This is a genomic window from Delftia sp. DT-2 (assembly GCF_028401915.1).
In the GTDB taxonomy this organism is placed as follows: Bacteria; Pseudomonadota; Gammaproteobacteria; order Burkholderiales; family Burkholderiaceae_C; genus Comamonas; species Comamonas tsuruhatensis.
In genome coordinates, this window is the sequence record NZ_JAQOTI010000013.1 from 1 (window position 1) to 18,066 (window position 18,066).

At 63.6% G+C, this 18,066-nt stretch carries 19 protein-coding genes and 5 tRNA genes; 10 read left to right on the forward strand and 14 right to left on the reverse strand.

From position 1 onward, the window contains the following. The 4 genes from PO605_RS22470 to PO605_RS22485 form a co-directional block, all read left to right on the forward strand. Positions 1-708: RHS repeat-associated core domain-containing protein (locus PO605_RS22470; protein ID WP_272206892.1), on the forward strand; the 708-nt coding region annotated here is incomplete at its 5' end. Continuing rightward, complete coding sequence (locus PO605_RS22475) at positions 699-1,043, forward strand: hypothetical protein (protein WP_156135961.1); 345 nt, start codon at positions 699-701, stop codon at positions 1,041-1,043. The genes PO605_RS22470 and PO605_RS22475, both read left to right, overlap by 10 nt. Positions 1,044-1,153: 110 nt before the next feature. Further along, entirely contained in the window at positions 1,154-1,564 is a 411-nt protein-coding gene (locus PO605_RS22480; protein ID WP_156135962.1) for a hypothetical protein, read from the forward strand. A 165-nt stretch (positions 1,565-1,729) separates the two neighbouring features. After that, complete coding sequence (locus PO605_RS22485; protein ID WP_272206893.1) at positions 1,730-2,035, forward strand: RHS repeat-associated core domain-containing protein; 306 nt, start codon at positions 1,730-1,732, stop codon at positions 2,033-2,035. On the opposite strand, the gene PO605_RS22490 is transcribed toward PO605_RS22485, so the two are convergent. The 12 genes from PO605_RS22490 to folC all read right to left on the reverse strand — a co-directional run bounded on the left by PO605_RS22490 (position 2,008) and on the right by folC (position 11,211). Next, positions 2,008-2,532: a sigma-70 family RNA polymerase sigma factor gene (locus PO605_RS22490; protein ID WP_047473920.1), complete on the reverse strand. Its 525-nt coding sequence runs from the start codon at positions 2,530-2,532 to the stop codon at positions 2,008-2,010. The two genes, PO605_RS22485 and PO605_RS22490, sit on opposite strands and share 28 nt — an antisense overlap. 707 nt (positions 2,533-3,239) lie before the next feature. Next, positions 3,240-3,316 (reverse strand) — tRNA-Asp (locus PO605_RS22495). Between the two features lie 44 nt (positions 3,317-3,360). After that, a tRNA-Glu gene (locus PO605_RS22500) sits at positions 3,361-3,436 on the reverse strand. Between the two features lie 71 nt (positions 3,437-3,507). Further along, positions 3,508-3,584: transfer RNA gene (locus PO605_RS22505), tRNA-Asp, on the reverse strand. A 44-nt stretch (positions 3,585-3,628) separates the two neighbouring features. After that, a tRNA-Glu gene (locus PO605_RS22510) sits at positions 3,629-3,704 on the reverse strand. 38 nt (positions 3,705-3,742) lie between these two features. Further along, positions 3,743-3,818, reverse strand: a tRNA-Ala gene (locus PO605_RS22515). 70 nt (positions 3,819-3,888) lie between these two features. After that, entirely contained in the window at positions 3,889-5,295 is a 1,407-nt protein-coding gene (gene gltX / locus PO605_RS22520; protein WP_047218421.1) for a glutamate--tRNA ligase, read from the reverse strand. After that, positions 5,292-6,506, reverse strand: coding sequence for an O-succinylhomoserine sulfhydrylase (locus PO605_RS22525; RefSeq protein ID WP_016449260.1), 1,215 nt, complete (start codon positions 6,504-6,506; stop codon positions 5,292-5,294). Before PO605_RS22525 ends, gltX begins: the two co-directional genes overlap by 4 nt. 195 nt (positions 6,507-6,701) lie before the next feature. Then, positions 6,702-8,210 carry an amidophosphoribosyltransferase gene (gene purF, locus PO605_RS22530; protein WP_047474039.1) on the reverse strand — a complete coding sequence of 503 codons (1,509 nt, stop codon included), beginning with the start codon at positions 8,208-8,210 and terminating at the stop codon, positions 6,702-6,704. A gap of 133 nt (positions 8,211-8,343) precedes the next feature. Further along, positions 8,344-8,835: a CvpA family protein gene (locus PO605_RS22535; RefSeq protein WP_016451425.1), complete on the reverse strand. Its 492-nt coding sequence runs from the start codon at positions 8,833-8,835 to the stop codon at positions 8,344-8,346. 49 nt (positions 8,836-8,884) lie between these two features. Next, positions 8,885-9,817 (reverse strand): SPOR domain-containing protein, encoded by a 933-nt coding sequence (locus PO605_RS22540; protein ID WP_047474040.1) that lies wholly within the window; start codon positions 9,815-9,817, stop codon positions 8,885-8,887. Positions 9,818-9,888: 71 nt separating this feature from the next. Continuing rightward, the gene (gene folC, locus PO605_RS22545) at positions 9,889-11,211 is read right to left on the reverse strand and encodes a bifunctional tetrahydrofolate synthase/dihydrofolate synthase (RefSeq protein WP_016449256.1); all 1,323 of its coding nucleotides are present in this window, start codon (positions 11,209-11,211) and stop codon (positions 9,889-9,891) included. Between the two features lie 79 nt (positions 11,212-11,290). On the opposite strand from folC, the gene PO605_RS22550 reads away from it, so the two are divergent. The 4 genes from PO605_RS22550 (at position 11,291) to argG (ending at position 14,432) form a co-directional block, all read left to right on the forward strand. Continuing rightward, a complete protein-coding gene (locus tag PO605_RS22550) occupies positions 11,291-11,668 on the forward strand; it encodes an ArsC family reductase (RefSeq protein ID WP_047474041.1) in 378 nt (125 codons plus the stop codon). 127 nt (positions 11,669-11,795) lie between these two features. Then, a complete protein-coding gene (locus PO605_RS22555) occupies positions 11,796-12,536 on the forward strand; it encodes a glycine zipper 2TM domain-containing protein (protein WP_016449254.1) in 741 nt (246 codons plus the stop codon). Between the two features lie 123 nt (positions 12,537-12,659). Further along, entirely contained in the window at positions 12,660-12,977 is a 318-nt protein-coding gene (gene ppnP / locus PO605_RS22560) for a pyrimidine/purine nucleoside phosphorylase (protein ID WP_016449253.1), read from the forward strand. 120 nt (positions 12,978-13,097) lie between these two features. Continuing rightward, positions 13,098-14,432, forward strand: a complete 1,335-nt coding sequence (gene argG, locus PO605_RS22565) for an argininosuccinate synthase (RefSeq protein WP_047472741.1) — start codon at positions 13,098-13,100, stop codon at positions 14,430-14,432. A 66-nt stretch (positions 14,433-14,498) separates the two neighbouring features. Here the strand turns inward: argG and PO605_RS22570 are convergent, their stop codons facing one another. Then, positions 14,499-15,398: a LysR family transcriptional regulator gene (locus PO605_RS22570; protein WP_047472742.1), complete on the reverse strand. Its 900-nt coding sequence runs from the start codon at positions 15,396-15,398 to the stop codon at positions 14,499-14,501. 138 nt (positions 15,399-15,536) lie between these two features. On the opposite strand from PO605_RS22570, the gene PO605_RS22575 reads away from it, so the two are divergent. Next, positions 15,537-16,406 (forward strand): MBL fold metallo-hydrolase, encoded by an 870-nt coding sequence (locus tag PO605_RS22575; protein WP_047472743.1) that lies wholly within the window; start codon positions 15,537-15,539, stop codon positions 16,404-16,406. Positions 16,407-16,504: 98 nt separating this feature from the next. Continuing rightward, positions 16,505-16,870: an SPW repeat protein gene (locus PO605_RS22580; protein ID WP_047472744.1), complete on the forward strand. Its 366-nt coding sequence runs from the start codon at positions 16,505-16,507 to the stop codon at positions 16,868-16,870. Positions 16,871-16,949: 79 nt separating this feature from the next. On the opposite strand, the gene murB is transcribed toward PO605_RS22580, so the two are convergent. Next, positions 16,950-18,050, reverse strand: a complete 1,101-nt coding sequence (murB, locus tag PO605_RS22585; RefSeq protein ID WP_047472745.1) for a UDP-N-acetylmuramate dehydrogenase — start codon at positions 18,048-18,050, stop codon at positions 16,950-16,952. Positions 18,051-18,066: the final 16 nt, after the last annotated feature.

Below are 18,066 nucleotides of genomic sequence, written 5' to 3' on the forward strand. Positions count from 1 at the left end.
CTGGCCCTGATCGACCCGCTGGGAAAGATCGACTGGCATATCGAACTCGATCCCTGGGGCAACTGCATCAGGGAATACAACCCCAGCCATCTCCACCAACCTATTCGGATGCAGGGACAGCACCTGGATGAGGAATCGGGGCTGTTCTACAACAGGCATCGGTATTACGACCCGGCGTTGGGGAGGTATATCAGCCGTGATCCGATTGGGTTGATGGGGGGTATTAATGGATTTTCATATGCAGGTGGAAATCCATCAAAATTTACAGATCCACTTGGCCTATGTGATTGCGATAATATTTTAGACCAAGCTCAGAAATTAGTAGGAGACACCAGGTACAAAATCGATGGATACTCCAGACCTGGGCCTGGCAAAAATAAATGCAACTTCTTTGTAGATGATGTTCTACAACACACAGATGCCTCTCCGGCTCGGAATATCTTCGGCATGCCTATAGCTGCGGGAACATGGGCAAACCCAGATATTAGTATTCCGAATTTTCCAATAGTGGAAACTCCTCAAGCAGGAGATGTCGTTGCTATAGCCCACCGCTATGCGGATGCCTCAGGGCATGTTGCAATTGTCGAAATACCGGGAGAAACATCCATAGGAACCGGCCCCAACGGTTCTGGGAGATCAGGATGGCCATGGGATGTTACGAAACAGCCGCAAGGTACACCAGTCTACAGGAGATGCACATGCCCTTAATAATGAGAAAAAGTATAATTATTATTTTCCTTTTCCTTATAACAGGTTGTCTTGCCAATTCTTTTGATAAGAATATTTCTATCGAATGGGATGTTGATTTTGAAAACCAATCCATTGAAGCCATTTTCCTAAGACTAGGAGATCCAAAAGACAACGCCTCGGCCAAAGGCTTCTTCAACTGGATTAAATATGGCAAAAATTATTTCAAAATGCTGAAAGTCATATGCTCGCGTCAGTGTGATCCAAATGAAAAGCCATCACTTGTTTTATTTTATGTGTATAAAAATGGGAGCAACACTCCAGTACATTCAAAGAAAATATTTCCGAGCCAATAGCAATTCTGACACTACATTCTTACCAACCCACAAAAATAAGCTCATCAGCATCTGCCAAACCTAGCAGACGCTACAGTATAAATTTTACAAAATCACGGAGGATCACGAAAATGAAAGAATTTATATTCTTCCTTACCATTACAATTTTCTTTTCCAGCAAGTTATTTGCAAGCGAAAATGATTGTGGCGCCTTCTTTATCAAAAAAGGCGTTGCCGCGAGTTTTCCCATATTAAAAAAAAGAGATGTCTGGGAGTGGTATAAAAAAGTCCGTCCCGAGTACGCATGGACTGCGGAAACTGGATTTTATCGGAACAATGAATTCAAAGGCAATGGCTTCGGATTCGTTGCAATAATAGGCTCTGCTGATCTGGAAAAGAACAAGACGCAAAAAGGCAACATTGACGAATTGGTCAGATTTTCCGCAAAGGGAGCATTTCTGACAAAAGAATCCAAATCTTATTCAGTGGATGAAAAAGAGAAAAGATTCAATTCTCCACTATCGTCATGGCAAAGGTTCTAGACGATGAATCCATTTTGGTGGGAACGGTTGATCCAGAGGCTGTAGCCATAGCCAAAACAGGAAACCCAACCCATATGAAATTAACAGCAGTTCTTCCAGAGGAAGGTGAGTCTTATACATGCTATCCAACGATTGATATCGTTAAATAGAATGTATTGCATTCGTATGCACGGACCGCCCGCCGCCGTCATCACCCATATCCACCTCTACCACTGCGATCACCTCGGAACGCCCCTGGCCCTGATCGACCCGCTGGGAAAGATCGACTGGCATATCGAACTCGATCCCTGGGGCAGCTGCATCAGGGAATACAACCCCAACCACCTCCACCAACCTATTCGGATGCAGGGACAGCATCTGGATGAGGAGTCAGGGCTGTTCTACAACAGGCATCGGTATTACGACCCGGCGTTGGGGAGGTATATCAGGCCAACCAACGAGCATCAATTCAAGTCCAGCAGCGACCGATGAACATTGATCGCCTTGCCGGCATCCGCGATCCTGGCATTGACCAGACCCAGCGCGCACTCCATGTGCTCGGCGATCTGGCGCTGGGTGAGGCCCTTGATGCGGTACAGCTCGAAGGTCTCGCGGGTCTTGGGCGGCACCTCGTCCAGGGCCTGATCGATCAGGCGGATGGCCTGGGACTCGAACAGACTGCGCTCGGGCGAGCGGCTGTCCGGTATCTCCAGCGTCTCCACATCCACGCCGTGGGTGCGGTAGCTGTTTTCGCGCTCCTGGCGGCGCAGGTAGTCCAGCGCCATGTTGCAGACGGCGCGCGTCCAGTAGGCGGCGGGCCTGGCGATCTCGGTATCGCCGCGCATCTCGGCAACGCGCAGATAGGTGTCCTGCACGGCGTCGTCGGCCAGTTCGGGATTCCTGAGAATTCTTCGCGCGACCCTCACCAGCTGTCCACGCGAAGCAATGAAGACCTCTTCCAGCGAAGAATGGGTGTGATTCAAGGACACGATGCAATTCCTCTCGCAAGCTAGGCAAGAACGTCAAGGGGAAATGTCGACCGCAGGTCGATGGACTGCCGGCGCGCCGCCCGTGCAAGAAGACGGGAACGGGACTCGGCACAGGCGGAAAGCGGCGGCACAACCGCTGACCGCAGGGCGTCAGTGCACGCCGATGCGCATCGGCGTGACTTGGGATACGGGCCCTTGGATCGGCCTCATACCGGCTTCATGGCGGCGGCCGCCCTCGCCGGGCCCATGTGTCCTGGAACAGGATCGGCAAGGCCGGTGCGGCCTTGCAGACGTGCTGAAACTTGAACCGGGACCAAGGCATGCAGTGGTGCTCCTTTAACGTTTTCCAGAAAATGAAATGAGAAGCATTAACAGTTCCGGCGGCAAAACCGGGCCTGGAGTGGCATCTCGTACCTGTCTGGAAGACGTCCCGCCAAGGCAAACGGAGACACGGCTATCGGCGCTGGAAAATCGGCAGCCGATGCCTATGGATTCCGGTCCCCATGGCTTTCCCCCCGCCATGGATGATGGGCCTGGATCATGACGGACTGGTGATGCCCGAAGCGCAGCGCGGGGCAACGAAGGTGCTGTGTGCGCATGCAGCAAAAGCGAACGGAGCGCGGCCTGCTGCCGCCATCTGCAGACGAAAAAAAGCCACCTTGCGGTGGCTTCTTGTCTGTGCGAACGCTGGGTTCGCACAAGGGATCTGGCGGAGTGGACGGGACTCGAACCCGCGACCCCCGGCGTGACAGGCCGGTATTCTAACCAACTGAACTACCACTCCTGGCAGGCTGCTTTTGCGCTCTTGCGAGCCAAGTGCTGCAAACTTGGCGACCCTACGGGGATTCGAACCCCGGTACTCACCGTGAAAGGGTGATGTCCTAGGCCTCTAGACGATAGGGTCACAGCCTGTGATCCGCCGATAAAAAAGCGCCTTCGTGTTTCAAAGGCGCTTACATACCAAGCGACAAATTTTGGCGGAGTGGACGGGACTCGAACCCGCGACCCCCGGCGTGACAGGCCGGTATTCTAACCAACTGAACTACCACTCCTGGCAGACAGCTTTTGCGCTCTTTCGAGCCAAGTGCTGCAAACTTGGCGACCCTACGGGGATTCGAACCCCGGTACTCACCGTGAAAGGGTGATGTCCTAGGCCTCTAGACGATAGGGTCAATCCTAGAACTTGCGTAAATACTCAAGTCTCAATTTTTGGTGGAGGTAAACGGGATCGAACCGATGACCTCTTGCATGCCATGCAAGCGCTCTCCCAGCTGAGCTATACCCCCTTCATGCTGCAATCGCTGCTTCTTGTTAGTTGCTGCGTTTGCATCAGAGACTCGAATTATAGACAGGTTTTCAGCGGTTTTTCAAACGCGCCAGAATTTTTTCACGACCCAGCAGCTCCAGCACCGCGTCCACCGAAGGCGTGTGCGCCGTGCCCAGCGTCAGCACGCGCACCGGCATGGCCAGTTGCGGCATCTTCAGGCCCTGGGCCTTGAGCACTTCCTTGATCAGGGCAGCAATGGCTTCCTTGCTCCACTCCACCGAGGCGATGCCTTCGGCGAAGGCGTCCAGGGCGGGCGCCACGGCGTCGGTCACGTGCTTTGCCAGGTCCTCGGCGTTGCGGTCGAAGGCGTCCACGTAGAACAGGCGCACCCAGCCGGCCAGATCGACCAGGGTTTCGCAGCGGTCCTTGAACAGGGCGCAGATGCGCGGCAGGCGGTCGTCGGCATCGAGCAGGGCCTGGTCCAGGCCGGTCTTGAGCACGAAGGGACGCACCAGCTCTGCCAGGGCCGCGTCGTCCAGCGCCTTCAGGTGCTGGGCGTTGACCCAGCGCAGCTTGGCCTCGTCGAACTGGCCTGCGCTGCGGCCCAGGTGGTCCAGGTTGAACCACTCCAGGAACTGGGCGCGGCTGAAGATTTCGTCGTCGCCGTGGCTCCAGCCCAGGCGGGCCAGGTAGTTGACCATGGCGTCGGGCAGGTAGCCTTCGTCGCGGTACTGGGTGACGGCCTTGGCGCCGTTGCGCTTGCTCATCTTCTCGCCCTGCTCGTTGAGCACGGTGGGCAGATGGGCGAACACGGGCACGCTGGCGCCCAGGGCCTCGAAGATGTGGATCTGGCGCGGCGTGTTATTGACGTGGTCGTCGCCACGGATGACATGGGTGATGGCCATGTCCATGTCGTCCACGCAGACGCAGAAGTTATAGGTGGGCGTGCCATCGGGGCGCGCGATCACCAGGTCGTCCAGCTCGCTGTTCTGGAACTCGATGCGGCCCTTGCACTTGTCTTCCCAGGCCACGACGCCGCCCTTCGGCGTCTTGAAGCGCAGCACGGGACGCACGCCTTCGGGCACGGGCGGCAGCACCTTGCCTTCCTCAGGGCGCCAGGTGCCGTCGTAGCGCGGCTTTTCCTTGTTGGCCATCTGGCGCTCGCGCAGGGCGTCGAGTTCTTCCACGCTCATGTAGCAGGGGTAGACATGGCCCGAAGCCTGCAGGCCGGCCAGCACCTCCTTGTAGCGGTCCATGCGCTGCATTTGATAGAACGGACCTTCGTCATGGTCCAGCTGCAGCCAGGCCATGCCTTCGATGATCACGTCCACCGAGGCCTGGGTGGAGCGCTCCACGTCGGTGTCCTCGATGCGCAGGATGAAATCGCCGCCCGTGGCGCGCGCAAAGGCCCAGGGATACAGGGCCGAGCGGATGTTGCCCAGGTGGATGAAGCCCGTGGGAGACGGGGCAAAACGGGTACGTACTTTTTGTGTCATTGCAGGGTATCCAGTCCGCGGGAGAGATCGTTCTTGAGGTCGCCCAGGTATTCCAGTCCGACGGAGATGCGCAGCAGGCCCTGGCCGATGCCGGCGGCACGGCGCTGCTCTTCGCTCAGGCGGCCATGCGAGGTGCTGGCCGGATGGGTGATGGTGGTCTTGACGTCGCCCAGGTTGGCCGTGATCGAGCACACCCGGGTGCTGTCGGCCACATGGAAGGCGTTGGCGCGCAGCTGTTCGGCGCCCTCGCCCACCACATCGAAGGACAGCACGCCGCCGCCCATGCCGTTTTGCTGGCGCATGGCCAGCTCGTGCTGCGGGTGGCTGGCCAGGCCCGGGTAGTAGACGCGGGCGACCTTGGGATGGGCTTCCAGCCAGGTGGCCAGCTCCAGCGCGGAGGCGCTTTGCGCCTTCACGCGCAGGGACAGCGTCTCCAGCCCCTTGAGCACCACCCAGGCGTTGAACGGTGCCAGGTTCAGGCCGCCGCTACGCAGGAAGGTGCCCATGACCTTGTCCACCAGTGCCGTCGTGCCGCAGACGGCGCCCGACATGACACGGCCCTGGCCGTCCAGCAGCTTGGTGCCGGAGTGCACGACCAGGTCGGCACCGAACTTGGCAGGCTGCTGCAGCACGGGCGAGGCAAAGCTGTTGTCCACGGCCAGCAGCGCGCCATGGGCGTGCGCCAGCTCGGCCAGCGCGGCGATGTCGCACAGGTCGGTCAGCGGGTTGGTCGGCGTCTCGGCGAACAGAAGGCGCGTGTTGGGACGGATGGCCGCCTTCCAGGCCTGCACATCGGTCTGCGAGACAAAGCTGGTCTCCACGCCAAAGCGCGCCATCTCGCCGCCCAGCAGCTTGATGGTGGAGCCGAACATGGACTGCGAGCAGATCACATGGTCGCCGGCCTTGAGCGTGGTCAGCGCCACCAGCAAGATGGCCGACATGCCCGTGGACGTGGCCACCGCGCATTCCGTGCCCTCCATGGCGGCCAGGCGCTGCTCGAAGCTGGTGACCGTGGGGTTGGAGGTGCGGCTGTAGGTGTAGCCGGGCTCTTCATTGGCGAAGCGGCGTGCAGCCGTTGCACAGTCGGGCTGCACGAAGCTGCTGGTCATGTACAGGGCTTCGCTGTGCTCACCCCACTGGCTTCGCTCCACGCCCACGCGCAGGGCCAGCGTATCGGGATGCAGGCCTTCGGGAAGTGTCTTGTTGGTCACGTTGATGGTCCTTGGGGATCGGGCGCAGACCGCCAGCGGTGGCGGTGCCCGGAAAAAAGGAGCTAGAAGCACTTGTCACCTGGCGGCTTCCAGGGCCTTGCGGCCCTGGACGCTCCAGCACCAGCGCTTTTAGCTCATTTGTCAAAAAAGGCGGGCCACAGGCCCGCCCGACATTGTCACTGAATGCCCTGGCGCTCAGGCTTCCTGGGCATTGGGCAGGGACAGGCGCGACGCATCGCTGGCCTCTTCCTCCCCGCCCCGGTTACGCCCCTCGTTGAGCGCCGTGACCTCGTCCTCGGAGATGTCGCCCGTGATGTAGACGCCGTCGAAGCACGAGGCCTCGAAGCCCTGCACCTGCGGGTTGATCTTGCCCACGGTCTGCTTCATGGCGGCCACGTCCTGGTAGATCAGCGCGTCGGCGCCGATGACCTGGCGGATTTCCTCGACCGTGCGGCCATGCGCCACCAGTTCGGCGCGCGTGGGCATGTCGATGCCGTAGACGTTGGGATGGCGCACCGGAGGAGCGGCCGAGGCCAGGTAGACCTTGACGGCGCCGGCGTCACGCGCCATCTGCACGATTTCCTTGGAGGTGGTGCCGCGCACGATGGAGTCGTCCACCAGCAGCACCTTGCGGCCCTTGAACTCGCTGCCGATGGCGTTGAGCTTCTGGCGCACGGATTTCTTGCGCGAGGCCTGGCCCGGCATGATGAAGGTACGGCCCACGTAGCGGTTCTTGACGAAGCCTTCGCGGTAGGGGATGCCCAGCAGCTGGGCCAGTTGCATGGCGCTGGGCCGGCTGGATTCCGGAATCGGGATGATGGCGTCGATCTCGTTGGGCGGCACGGTGGAGACCACGCGCTTGGCCAGCGTCTCGCCCATGTTCAGGCGCGCCTGGTAGACGGAGATGCCGTCGAGCACCGAGTCCGGACGGGCCAGGTATACGTACTCGAACACGCAGGGGTGCAGCTCGCTCTTTTCGGCGCACTGGCGGGTTTCGACCTGGCCGTCGTTGTGCACGAACACGGCTTCACCCGGAGCGACATCGCGCTCGAGCTGGTGCAGCGTGCCTTCCAGGGCCACGGATTCGCTGGCCAGCATCACCGTGCCGTCGGCGCTGCGGCCCATGCACAGGGGACGGATGCCGAAGGGGTCGCGGAAGGCCAGCAGGCCGTAGCCCGCAATCAGCGCGATCACGGCGTACGAACCCTTGATGCGCTTGTGCACGGCGCTGACGGCCTGGAAGACGTCTTCGCTCTTGAGCGGTGCGCCGCTGCTGGCGCGGGCCAGCTCGTGGGCCAGCACGTTGAGCAGGACTTCGGAGTCGCTCTCGGTGTTGGTGTGGCGGTGGTCGGTGTCCGACAGTTCCTCGCGCAGCTGCTTGGCGTTGGTGAGGTTGCCGTTGTGCACCATGACGATGCCGAAGGGCGCGTTCACGTAGAAGGGCTGGGCCTCTTCCTCACTGGTCGCGTTGCCGGCCGTCGGGTAGCGCACCTGGCCCAGGCCCACCGTGCCCGGCAGGGCGCGCATGTTGCGGGTGCGGAACACGTCGCGCACCATGCCCTTGGCCTTGTGCATGAAGAACTTGCGCTCCTGCTGGGTCACGATGCCGGCGGCATCCTGGCCACGGTGCTGCAGCAGCAGCAGGGCGTCATAGATCAGTTGATTCACGGGCGCGGTGCTGACTACACCAACGATTCCACACATAGTTGCGTTCCATCCGTTTGCGAAGGTCGCCCTTCGCTGTCTGGGCCGTAGCAGCCACCCATTGGCCACGCCTGCGCCCGATTTCTCTATCCAAACTGTTTCTGCCAGCCGACTCCTGCGCTGCAGCGCCTTGTCATGCAGCCGGCAGATAGCGTCCCCATTCCTGCGGCAGCTGCGGCAAAACCGCAGCCAGCGCCTGCATCAGCCACGGCGCCAGGGCTGAATCCTGCCACCACTGTCCCTGGTGCAGCGGCGTGTAGCTGATCACCATCGTTGCCACCAGGGCCAGCAGCGCCCCGCGCAGCACGCCGAACAGCGCGCCCAGCGTGCGGTCCACGGGCCTCAGGCCCACCGCCTCGATCAGCCGGCGCGACAGCCAGGACACCAGGCCCCAGCCGAACAGCGCCAGCACGAACAACAGCACAAAGCCTGCGGCATAGCGCAGCTGCATGTCCCAGTCCTGCATGGGCAGCCACAGCGCCACGTCGGCAGCCCAGATGCGGGCCACGACGAAGGCCACCAGCCAGCCGAGCAGCGACAGCACCTCATACACCAGCCCGCGCCAGGCGCCTAGCAGCATCGATGCCAGCACGCAGGCCAGCAAAACCCAGTCCACCGTGGACATACGCTATCTCTGTGCGCCTGTGCTGCTTTGCAAGATGTACGTCACCGCCTCAGAGCTTGAGCACCGACGCCGGCAGGCCCTGGCCCTTGACGCGCGCCGCCGCCTTGTCGGCCTCGGCACGGCCGTTGAACGGACCCACACGCACACGCGTGCGCTTGCCGTCCTTGGTGTCCACCACCTGCGTGAAAGTCTTCAGGCCCGCCAGCTCCAGCTTGGCGCGGATTTCCTGGGCCTTGCCGGCATCGGAGAAGGCGCCGACCTGCACGATGAAGCGCTCGTCCGTCGCCGCAGCAGCCGCCGGTGCCGCCGGTGCGCTGCGACCTTCCAGCAGGGCCCGGGCACGCGCGGCGTCGTCGCTCCTGGACGGCTCGGGCTTGGGTTCGGGCTTTGGCTTCGGCTCGGGTTTGGGTTCGGGCTTGGGCTCCGGCTTGTGTTCGGGTTTGGCCGGCTCGGGCTTGGGCCTGGGTTCCGGCTTGGGCTCGGGTTTGGTCTCAGGCTTGGCGGCGGGCTTGGGCTCAGGCTTTGCCTCGGGCCGGGTTTCGGGCTTTGCTTCCGGCTTGACCGGAGCCACCTGCGAGACGGCCGGCGCCACGGGCACGGAAGGCCTGCCCATGGGAACCTCTTCCTCGTCGGCGCCCAGCGAGGCCTGGGCCGGCACGCGGCCTGTCGGGGAAGCGGCGCCCTGGTGCGGATGGGCGTCCACGGCATTGGCGCCGGGCACGACCAGAGGAGCGACCTTGTCGCGGTCGGGAATCTCGATGGGGATGTCCACGGGAATCGGACGCGGCTGGGTGTCGAACAGCAGGGGGAAACCCACCACGCCCGCCAGGACCAGCACGGCAGCACCGATGAGGCGGTGGCGCGCCCGGCGGCGCATGACATCGACGCTTTCCGCCTGTCCCAGCCGTGTGGGCCGCCTCGATGCGGACGACGAATCACCGTCGTCTTTTTTGCCGGGCCAACGAAAATTGAAAAATGCCATGGAGTGCGGACTCGTTCAGATCGGCCACCACAGGCAGCCACGATGGCCGTTTGCGGTGCGGATCACTGGATTCAGGTGCCCAGATGCTTGGCGTTCAGCCGGGGCGGGCCGTCCTGCAGCACGCCGCCCACCGTGAAGAACGAGCCAAAGACCACGATTCTATCAGTGGGACCTGCTGCAAGAACCGCGGCATCCAGCGCCAGCTGCGGGTTTGCGAAGGTGGCCAGCGAGATCTCGCGCGGCACGCCCGGCGCGGGCGGCAGGGCTTCGATCTTCTGGCGCAGCACCTCGGCGCTCTCGGCGCGCGGCGTGGGCAGGTCGGTCAGATACCAGCGGTCGATCAACGGGGCAATCCTGGCCAGCATGGGGGCCAGGTCCTTGTCGTGCATGGCGCCGAAGACCGCATGCGTGCAGGGAAAGTAGCCCATGGCATCGAGGTTGGCCGTCAGCGCCGCCACAGAATGCGGGTTGTGCGCAACATCCAGCACCAGCGTGGGCTGGCCCGGAATGATCTGGAAACGGCCCGGCAGCTCGACCATGGCCAGCCCCGTGCGCACGGCCTGGGCCGTGACGGGGAGACGGCTGCGGATGGCTTCGAGCGCGGCCAGCGCACCCGATGCATTGACCAGCTGGTTGGCGCCGCGCAGCGCCGGATAGGCCAGGCCCGCATAGCGCCGCCCGCGTCCGGCCCAGCCCCACTGCTGCTTGTCGCCCGAGAAATTGAAGTCCTGGCCCAGGCGCCAGAGATCGGCGCCAATGGCCTGTGCATGGTCCAGCACGCTTTGCGGCGGCATGGGATCGCTGACCACCACAGGCCGGCCGGCGCGCATGATGCCGGCCTTCTCGCGGCCGATGCTCTCGCGGTCCGGCCCCAGGAATTCCACGTGGTCAATGTCGATGCTGGTGATGACGGCGCAATCGGCGTCGATCACATTGGTGGCATCCAGCCGCCCGCCCAGGCCCACCTCGAGAATCGCCACATCCAGCCTGGACTGGCTCATCAGCCGCAGGATGGCCAGCGTGGTGAACTCGAAATAGGTGAGCGCCACTTCCGTGCCCTGCACGCGCGCCTGCTCCACGGCCTCGAACTGCGGCAGCAGCTCGGCGGCCTTCACGATCTCGCCGCCCACGCGGCAGCGTTCCTCGAAATGCACCAGATGCGGCGATGTGTAGACGCCGGGGCGAAAGCCCGATTGCAGCGCCACGGCCTCCAGCATGGCGCAGGTCGAGCCTTTGCCGTTGGTGCCCGCCACCGTGATCACGGGGCAGTCGAAACGCAGGTCCAGGCGCTGGGCAACTTCGCGCACGCGATCCAGGCCCAGCGCAATATTCTTGGGGTGCAGGCGCTCGCAATAGGCGAGCCATGCATCCAATGTGGGAAATGAGGTGTGCATACTGCGCGCTATTGTTACCCAGGGACAGTGTCCTTATGGGGTCCTCGCCATCCATTGACTGCGGCAACTGCAACCAATCATGACCACTGCAAACACTGTGACGCTCTACGGCATTCCCAACTGCGACACCGTCAAGAAGGCCCGCGCCTGGCTCACCGACCAGGGCATCGCCTACGAATTCCACGACTTCAAGAAACAGGGTGTTCCCGCCGAGCAGTTGCCCGCCTGGATGCAGGCTGTCGGCTGGGAAAAGCTGCTCAACCGCCAAGGCACGACGTGGCGCAAGCTCGATGCCGACACCCAGGCCGCCGCCCAGGATGCAGCCGGTGCCGCAGCCCTCATGCAGCAGCAGCCCAGCGTCATCAAGCGCCCGGTCGTCCAATGGCCGCAGAGACGCATCACCGTGGGTTTTGCGCCCGACGCCTGGGCAGAGATGGCCCACGGGGGCAAGCGCTGACTCTGCCATCAGGCCTGGAACAGCTTATTACGTGGATTTACGCGACCGCAAACTGCTTTCCAGGCCCGAGGAATACACTTGCATGGAGCCTGGCAGGAAATACCGCCAGCGCAACAGGAGTGCAATCATGAAATCCCTGGTTCTTTTGACGCTGGCGGCCACGACCGCCACCGTGGCCCTGGCCCAGGAGCAAGGCCGGGTGCTGTCGGTGACCCCGGTGACCCAGCAGGTGGCCGTGCCCCAGCAGGTCTGCCGCGATGAAAACGTCTATACCGGCCAGCGCACCTCGGGCGCGGGCGCCGTTCTGGGTGCCCTGGCGGGCGGCGTGGTCGGCAATGCCATCGGCCATGGCGGCGGACGGGCGGCCGCCACGGCGGCCGGCGTGATCGGCGGCGCCATGCTGGGCAACCAGGCCGAGGCCACGGGCCAGCCCCAGTACCAGACGGTGCGCAACTGCACCACCCAGACCTACTACCAGAACCGCGCCGTGGCCTATGACGTGGTCTACGAGTACGCAGGCCGCAACTACACGACGCGCACCACCACGCCGCCCGGGGACTGGATCGCGCTGAGCGTGCAGCCCGCCGCCAACAGCGCGGCCTACGGCAGCAACGGCTACTACGGCACCAACCAGCCGCCCCAGGCCGCGTACTCCACCGCACCCGTGCCGCCGCCCGTGGTCTACCAGAACAACTACTACGACGGCGGTGGCTACTACGCCCCCCAGCCTGTGCAGCCCGTGTATTCGGCCGGTGACTATGTGGCCCCCGTGGTGATTGGAGCAGCCCTTGCTGCCGGCGTGTACTACGCCTCGCGCCCCAGCTATCACGGCTGGCGCGGCGGCTACCGCCACGGCTGGCGCCGCTGAGACGGACCTGCGCATGCAAAGCCCCGACAAGGGGCTTTTTGCATGGCGACGGCCAGCACGTACGGGCAGCGGCCGGGTGCTGGCCTAAAATGGGCGGTTTAGTCCACCTTCTGCCCAGCTTCCATGACCACCGAAACCATCTCTGGCATCACCCTGACCACCAAGGCCAATGTCTATTTCGACGGCAAATGCATCAGCCACGGCTTCACGCTGGCCGATGGCACGAAGAAGTCTGCCGGCGTGGTGCTGCCCAGCCAGCTGACCTTCGGCACGGCCGCCGCCGAGATCATGGAATGCGTGGCCGGTTCCTGCGAGTACAAGCTCGACGGCACGGACCAGTGGCTGACCTCCAAGGCCGGCGAGTCCTTCCAGGTTCCTGCGAACTCCAAGTTCGACATCCGCGTGACCGAGGCCTACCACTACATCTGCCACTACGCCTAAGAGCGCCTGAGCGCCTGGGCAGACCGACGCATTCGACCTGACGGCGCCCAGGCGCCTTCCGTGTTTTCCGGCAGCCGCGTCCCGCACGCCAGCCGCCATCGTTATTGAGAGAAGCATCGTATGGAAACCATCCTGCAAAACGTTCCCGTCGGCCAAAAGGTCGGCATCGCCTTCTCGGGCGGCCTGGACACCAGCGCCGCCCTGCGCTGGATGAAGAACAAGGGCGCCCTGCCCTACGCCTACACGGCCAACCTGGGCCAGCCCGACGAGGCCGACTACGACGAAATCCCCCGCAAGGCCATGGAGTACGGCGCCGAGCAGGCTCGCCTGATCGACTGCCGCTCGCAGTTGGCCGGCGAAGGCATTGCCGCCATCCAGGCCGGCGCCTTCCACATCTCCACGGGCGGCATCACCTATTTCAACACCACGCCCCTGGGCCGTGCCGTGACCGGCACCATGCTGGTGGCCGCCATGAAGGAAGACGACGTCAACATCTGGGGTGACGGCTCGACCTTCAAGGGCAACGACATCGAGCGCTTCTACCGCTACGGCCTGCTGACCAACCCCGCTCTGAAGATCTACAAGCCCTGGCTGGACCAGACCTTCATCGACGAGCTGGGCGGCCGCGCCGAGATGTCGGCCTTCATGACCAAGGAGGGCTTCGGCTACAAGATGAGCGCCGAGAAGGCCTACTCGACCGACAGCAACATGCTGGGCGCCACGCACGAGGCCAAGGACCTGGAGTTCCTGAACAGCGGCATCCGCATCGTCAACCCCATCATGGGCGTGGCGTTCTGGAAGCCCGAGGTCGAGGTCAAGGCCGAGGAAGTGTCGGTGACCTTCGAAGAAGGCCGCCCCGTGGCCCTCAATGGGAAGGAAATCGCCGATCCCGTGGAGCTGTTCCTGGAAGCCAACCGCATCGGCGGCCGCCACGGCCTGGGCATGAGCGACCAGATCGAGAACCGCATCATCGAAGCCAAGAGCCGCGGCATCTACGAAGCCCCCGGCATGGCCCTGCTGCACATCGCCTACGAGCGCCTGGTGACCGGCATCCACAACGAGGACACCATCGAGCAGTACCGCATCAACGGCCTGCGCCTGGGCCGCCTGCTGTACCAGGGCCGCTGGTTCGACCCGCAGGCCATCATGCTGCGCGAAACCGCCCAGCGCTGGGTGGCCCGCGCCGTGACCGGCACCGTGACGCTGGAGCTGCGCCGCGGCAATGACTACTCCATCCTGAACACCGAATCGCCCAACCTGACCTACGCGCCCGAGCGCCTGTCGATGGAAAAGGTCGAGGACGCGCCCTTCAGCCCCGCCGACCGCATCGGCCAGCTGACCATGCGCAACCTGGACCTGATGGACACCCGCGACAAGCTGGCCATCTACGCCAAGGCTGGCCTGCTGTCCCTGGGCACCAGCACCGCCCTGCCCCAATTGGGCGGCAAGGAATAAGCCACTCTGCGGCGCCCTGCCGCAGATTGCCAAGAGCCGCCGCAAGGCGGCTTTTTTACGCCCCGGCTACCAGCGCGCGCCCTCGAAACGCTGCACGAGAAAATCCAGCAGCGCGCGCACGGCCACCGGCAGGTGGCGACGCGAGCTGTACAGCGCATGCACGGTCAGCGGCTGCGGGCGCCAGTCGGGCAGCACCAGCTCCAGCTGGCCGTTTTGCAGCATGGGCTGGACCAGATAGGTTGGCTGCAAGGCAATGCCGGCGCCTTCGACGGCAGCGGCGGCCAGCACGGTGGCTTCGTTGGCGTTGAACCAGGTGGTGACGGCGATCTGCTGCTCATCGCCGTCATCGTCACGGCGAGTCAATTGCCAGACATTGCGCCCCACGCGCATGTGTCCCAGGCAGCGGTGCGCCTGCAGCTGGGCCGGTGCCTGCGGCCGGCCAGCCGCATCCAGATAGGCGGTCGAGGCCACCAGCACCGATTCGCACACGGCCAGCGGCCGGCCGATGAGTGCGGCGCCCGGATCGGCGCTGATGCGTATGGCCAGGTCGATGCGCTGCTGCACCAGGTCCAGCGCGCCGTCGTCCACCAGCAGGTCGATCTTGAGGTGCGGGTGCAGCCGCATGAACTGCGCAATGGCCGGCGCCATCTGCGCATGGCCGAAGGACATGCTGCAGGTCACGCGCAGCAGGCCGCGCAACTGGCTGTCGCCGGCGCGCATCTCGCCTTGCACCTCATCGGCCAGGGCCAGCATCTGCTGGCTGTAGCGCAGGCACTGCGCACCGGCATCGGTGAGCGAGACGCGGCGCGTGGTGCGGTGCAGCAGGCGCGCGCCCAGCCACTGCTCCAGCGACTCCACATGGCGCGTGGCCATGGCGCGCGACAGGTCCAGCCGCTCGGCCGCCGCCGTGAAGCTGCCGCATTCGGCCACCGCGGCAAACACCTGCATCGCCAGCAATCGGTCCATGGATATGCTCTATTTCTGCAACAAACAAGCGCATATTTTGCCGTTTATCTGCTCGATTTCAAAAACTAAAGTACCACCCATGGCAGCACGGCGCTGCCACCCGTTTTCTGTCTTGTGCTTTTTTCAAAGGAAATCGACATGCTTCGCACCACCTTGCTTTCGCTCACCCTGGCCCTGTCGGCCGGCCTGTCCCACGCCCATGCGCCCGCCCCGCTGCAGATGAAGGTCTACCAGGCCGACGAACACAGCTTTGCCGTGACCTCCACCCTGATCACCGGCGCCAAGGAGGCCGTGGTCGTGGACAGCGGCTTCACCCGCGCCGACGGCCTGCGCATTGCCGCCAATGTGCTGGACAGCGGCAAGCAGCTGACCACCATCCTCATCAGCAATGCCGACCCCGACTACTACTTCGGCGCCGAAGTGCTCAAGAGCCTGTTCCCGCAGGCCAAGGTGGTGGCCACGCCGGCCGTGCGCGAGAAGATCGAGTCCAAGCTGCAGGGCAAGCTGGCCTTCTGGGGCCCCAAGATGGGCGCCAACGCCCCCAGCCATCCCGTGCTGCCCGAGGCCCTGCAAGGCAATACGGTGATGGTGGACGGCCAGGCGCTGGAGCTGCGCGGCACCACCGGCCCGCTGGCCCACCGCCCCTATGTCTGGGTGCCTGCGCTGCAGGCCATCGTCGGCAACGTGGGCGTGTTCGGCAACCTGCATGTCTGGACGGCGGACACGCAAAAGAGCGCCGAGCGCAAGGCCTGGCTGGCGCAGCTGGACGAGATGCAGGCCCTCAAGCCCGCTGTCGTCGTGCCCGGCCACATGCAGGCCGGCACGGCCATGGACGCCAGCGCCATCGCCTATACACGCGACTATCTCCAGCGTTTCGAGGCCGCCGCCGCCAAGGCGGGCAACAGCGCCGAGCTGATCGGTGCCATGAAGCAGGCCTACCCGCAGGCCGGCATGGCGCTGTCGCTGGACATCGGCGCCAAGGTGAACAAGGGCGAGATGCCCTGGTAAGCATGCACTTTCGCAAAAATCCTCATGGAACCTGCATGCTGCGCCCTTGATCCAACCAGCTGCCGCCCTCATTCGTCGTGGCGGCAGGAGGTGCAGCCATGAAATACATGAAGCATTGGCAGGACCCGCTCAACGTCCTGCTGGGAGTCTGGTTGGCAGTCTCGCCCTGGGTGCTGGGGTTCCAGGACCAGATGGCGCCCACGGCCAATGGCGTGGTCATCGGACTGGCGCTGATTGCCGCTGCGCTGGGAGCTATCTTCATGCCCCGCGCGTGGGAGGAATGGACCGAAGGCCTGCTGGGTCTGTGGATGGTGATCTCGCCCTGGGTGCTGGGCTTTGCCGGCCAGATGGACGCCATGCGCAATGCCGTGGTGTCGGGCATCGTGGTGCTGGTGCTCGCGCTGTGGGTGCTGATGACCGACAAGGACTACATGAGCTGGCGCAGCAGCCATTCCGCCCACTGATGCGCTGATACAAAGCAAGCAAAGCGGCCCGCAGGCACCATGGCCTGCGGGCCGCTGTTTTCTTGAGACCGTGGATCGGTCAGACCACGACGGGCTCGGGCTCCAGGCGGATGCCGAATCGCTCGTAGACGCTGGTCTGTATCGCTCCGGCCAGCGTCATGACCTCGCCGCCCGTGACGCTGCGGTCCACGCTGTGCCGGTCGCCCCGGTTGACCAGCACCAGGGCCTGCTTGTCATACACCCCGGCGCGGCCCATGGACTTGCCCTTCCAGCCGCAGGCATCGATCAGCCAGCCGGCGGCCAGCTTGATGGAGCCGTCGTCCATGGGGTAGTGCACGATGCGGGGCTCGCGCGCAATGATGTCGGCGCACTGCTCGGGCGTCACCGTCGGGTTCTTGAAGAAGCTGCCGGCGTTGCCGATCTGCTCCGGGTCGGGCAGCTTGGCGCGGCGGATCTCGCACACCCAGTCGAAGATCTGGCGGGCCGTGGGCTCGGCCACGCCGGCCTCGGCCTGGCGGCGCTGCAGGTCCAGGTAGCCCAGGCCGGGCTTCCAGTCCTTGGGCAGGGCCAGGCGCACGCGCGTGATCACGGCGCGGCCCTTGAGGCCCATGCCGCGCGGCGGCACGCCGCTCATGCGCGCCCGCGCCACGGGCGTGGGTTCGGCCGGGGCGTGCTTGAACACCGAGTCGCGGTAGCCGAAGGCGCATTGCGCGGCATCCAGCGTGAAGGACTCACCCGTGGCCAGGTCGATGGCATCCAGCGATTCGAACCGGTCCTGCAGCTCCAGCCCGTAGGCGCCGATGTTCTGCACCGGCGATGCGCCCACGGTGCCGGGAATCAGCGCCATGTTCTCCAGGCCGCCATAGCCCTGCGACAGGGTCCAGGCCACCAGGTCGTGCCAGCGCTCGCCGGCACCGGCCTCGACGATCCAGTGGCGATCGGTCTCGCGCAGCAGGCGCATGCCCGCTATCTCCATCTTGAGGACCACGGGATCGACGTCGCCCGTGATCACCACATTGCTGCCGCCGCCCAGCACGAACACGGGCTGGCGGCCCCACAGCGGATCGGCCAGGAAATGGCGCACGTCCTCGTCGCTGCGCACGCGCACCAGGGTGTGGGCACGGGCGGCGATGCCGAAGCTGTTGCAATGCTGCAGCGGAACATTTTTCTCGACTAACATCGACCGGATTGTCGCA

Excerpts from the sequence above, each read along its gene's own strand:
- ppnP (WP_016449253.1), top strand. The coding sequence starts at position 12,660 with ATGACCACCGAAACCATCTCTGGCATCACCCTGACCACCAAGGCCAAT.
- PO605_RS22580 (WP_047472744.1), top strand. The coding sequence starts at position 16,505 with ATGAAATACATGAAGCATTGGCAGGACCCGCTCAACGTCCTGCTGGGA.
- PO605_RS22540 (WP_047474040.1), bottom strand. The coding sequence starts at position 9,817 with ATGGCATTTTTCAATTTTCGTTGGCCCGGCAAAAAAGACGACGGTGAT.
- PO605_RS22575 (WP_047472743.1), top strand. The coding sequence starts at position 15,537 with ATGCTTCGCACCACCTTGCTTTCGCTCACCCTGGCCCTGTCGGCCGGC.
- PO605_RS22555 (WP_016449254.1), top strand. The coding sequence starts at position 11,796 with ATGAAATCCCTGGTTCTTTTGACGCTGGCGGCCACGACCGCCACCGTG.
- PO605_RS22570 (WP_047472742.1), bottom strand. The coding sequence starts at position 15,398 with ATGGACCGATTGCTGGCGATGCAGGTGTTTGCCGCGGTGGCCGAATGC.
- gltX (WP_047218421.1), bottom strand. The coding sequence starts at position 5,295 with ATGACACAAAAAGTACGTACCCGTTTTGCCCCGTCTCCCACGGGCTTC.
- PO605_RS22550 (WP_047474041.1), top strand. The coding sequence starts at position 11,291 with ATGACCACTGCAAACACTGTGACGCTCTACGGCATTCCCAACTGCGAC.
- PO605_RS22480 (WP_156135962.1), top strand. The coding sequence starts at position 1,154 with ATGAAAGAATTTATATTCTTCCTTACCATTACAATTTTCTTTTCCAGC.
- PO605_RS22535 (WP_016451425.1), bottom strand. The coding sequence starts at position 8,835 with ATGTCCACGGTGGACTGGGTTTTGCTGGCCTGCGTGCTGGCATCGATG.
- argG (WP_047472741.1), top strand. The coding sequence starts at position 13,098 with ATGGAAACCATCCTGCAAAACGTTCCCGTCGGCCAAAAGGTCGGCATC.
- folC (WP_016449256.1), bottom strand. The coding sequence starts at position 11,211 with ATGCACACCTCATTTCCCACATTGGATGCATGGCTCGCCTATTGCGAG.
- PO605_RS22475 (WP_156135961.1), top strand. The coding sequence starts at position 699 with ATGCCCTTAATAATGAGAAAAAGTATAATTATTATTTTCCTTTTCCTT.
- PO605_RS22485 (WP_272206893.1), top strand. The coding sequence starts at position 1,730 with ATGCACGGACCGCCCGCCGCCGTCATCACCCATATCCACCTCTACCAC.
- purF (WP_047474039.1), bottom strand. The coding sequence starts at position 8,210 with ATGTGTGGAATCGTTGGTGTAGTCAGCACCGCGCCCGTGAATCAACTG.
- murB (WP_047472745.1), bottom strand. The coding sequence starts at position 18,050 with ATGTTAGTCGAGAAAAATGTTCCGCTGCAGCATTGCAACAGCTTCGGC.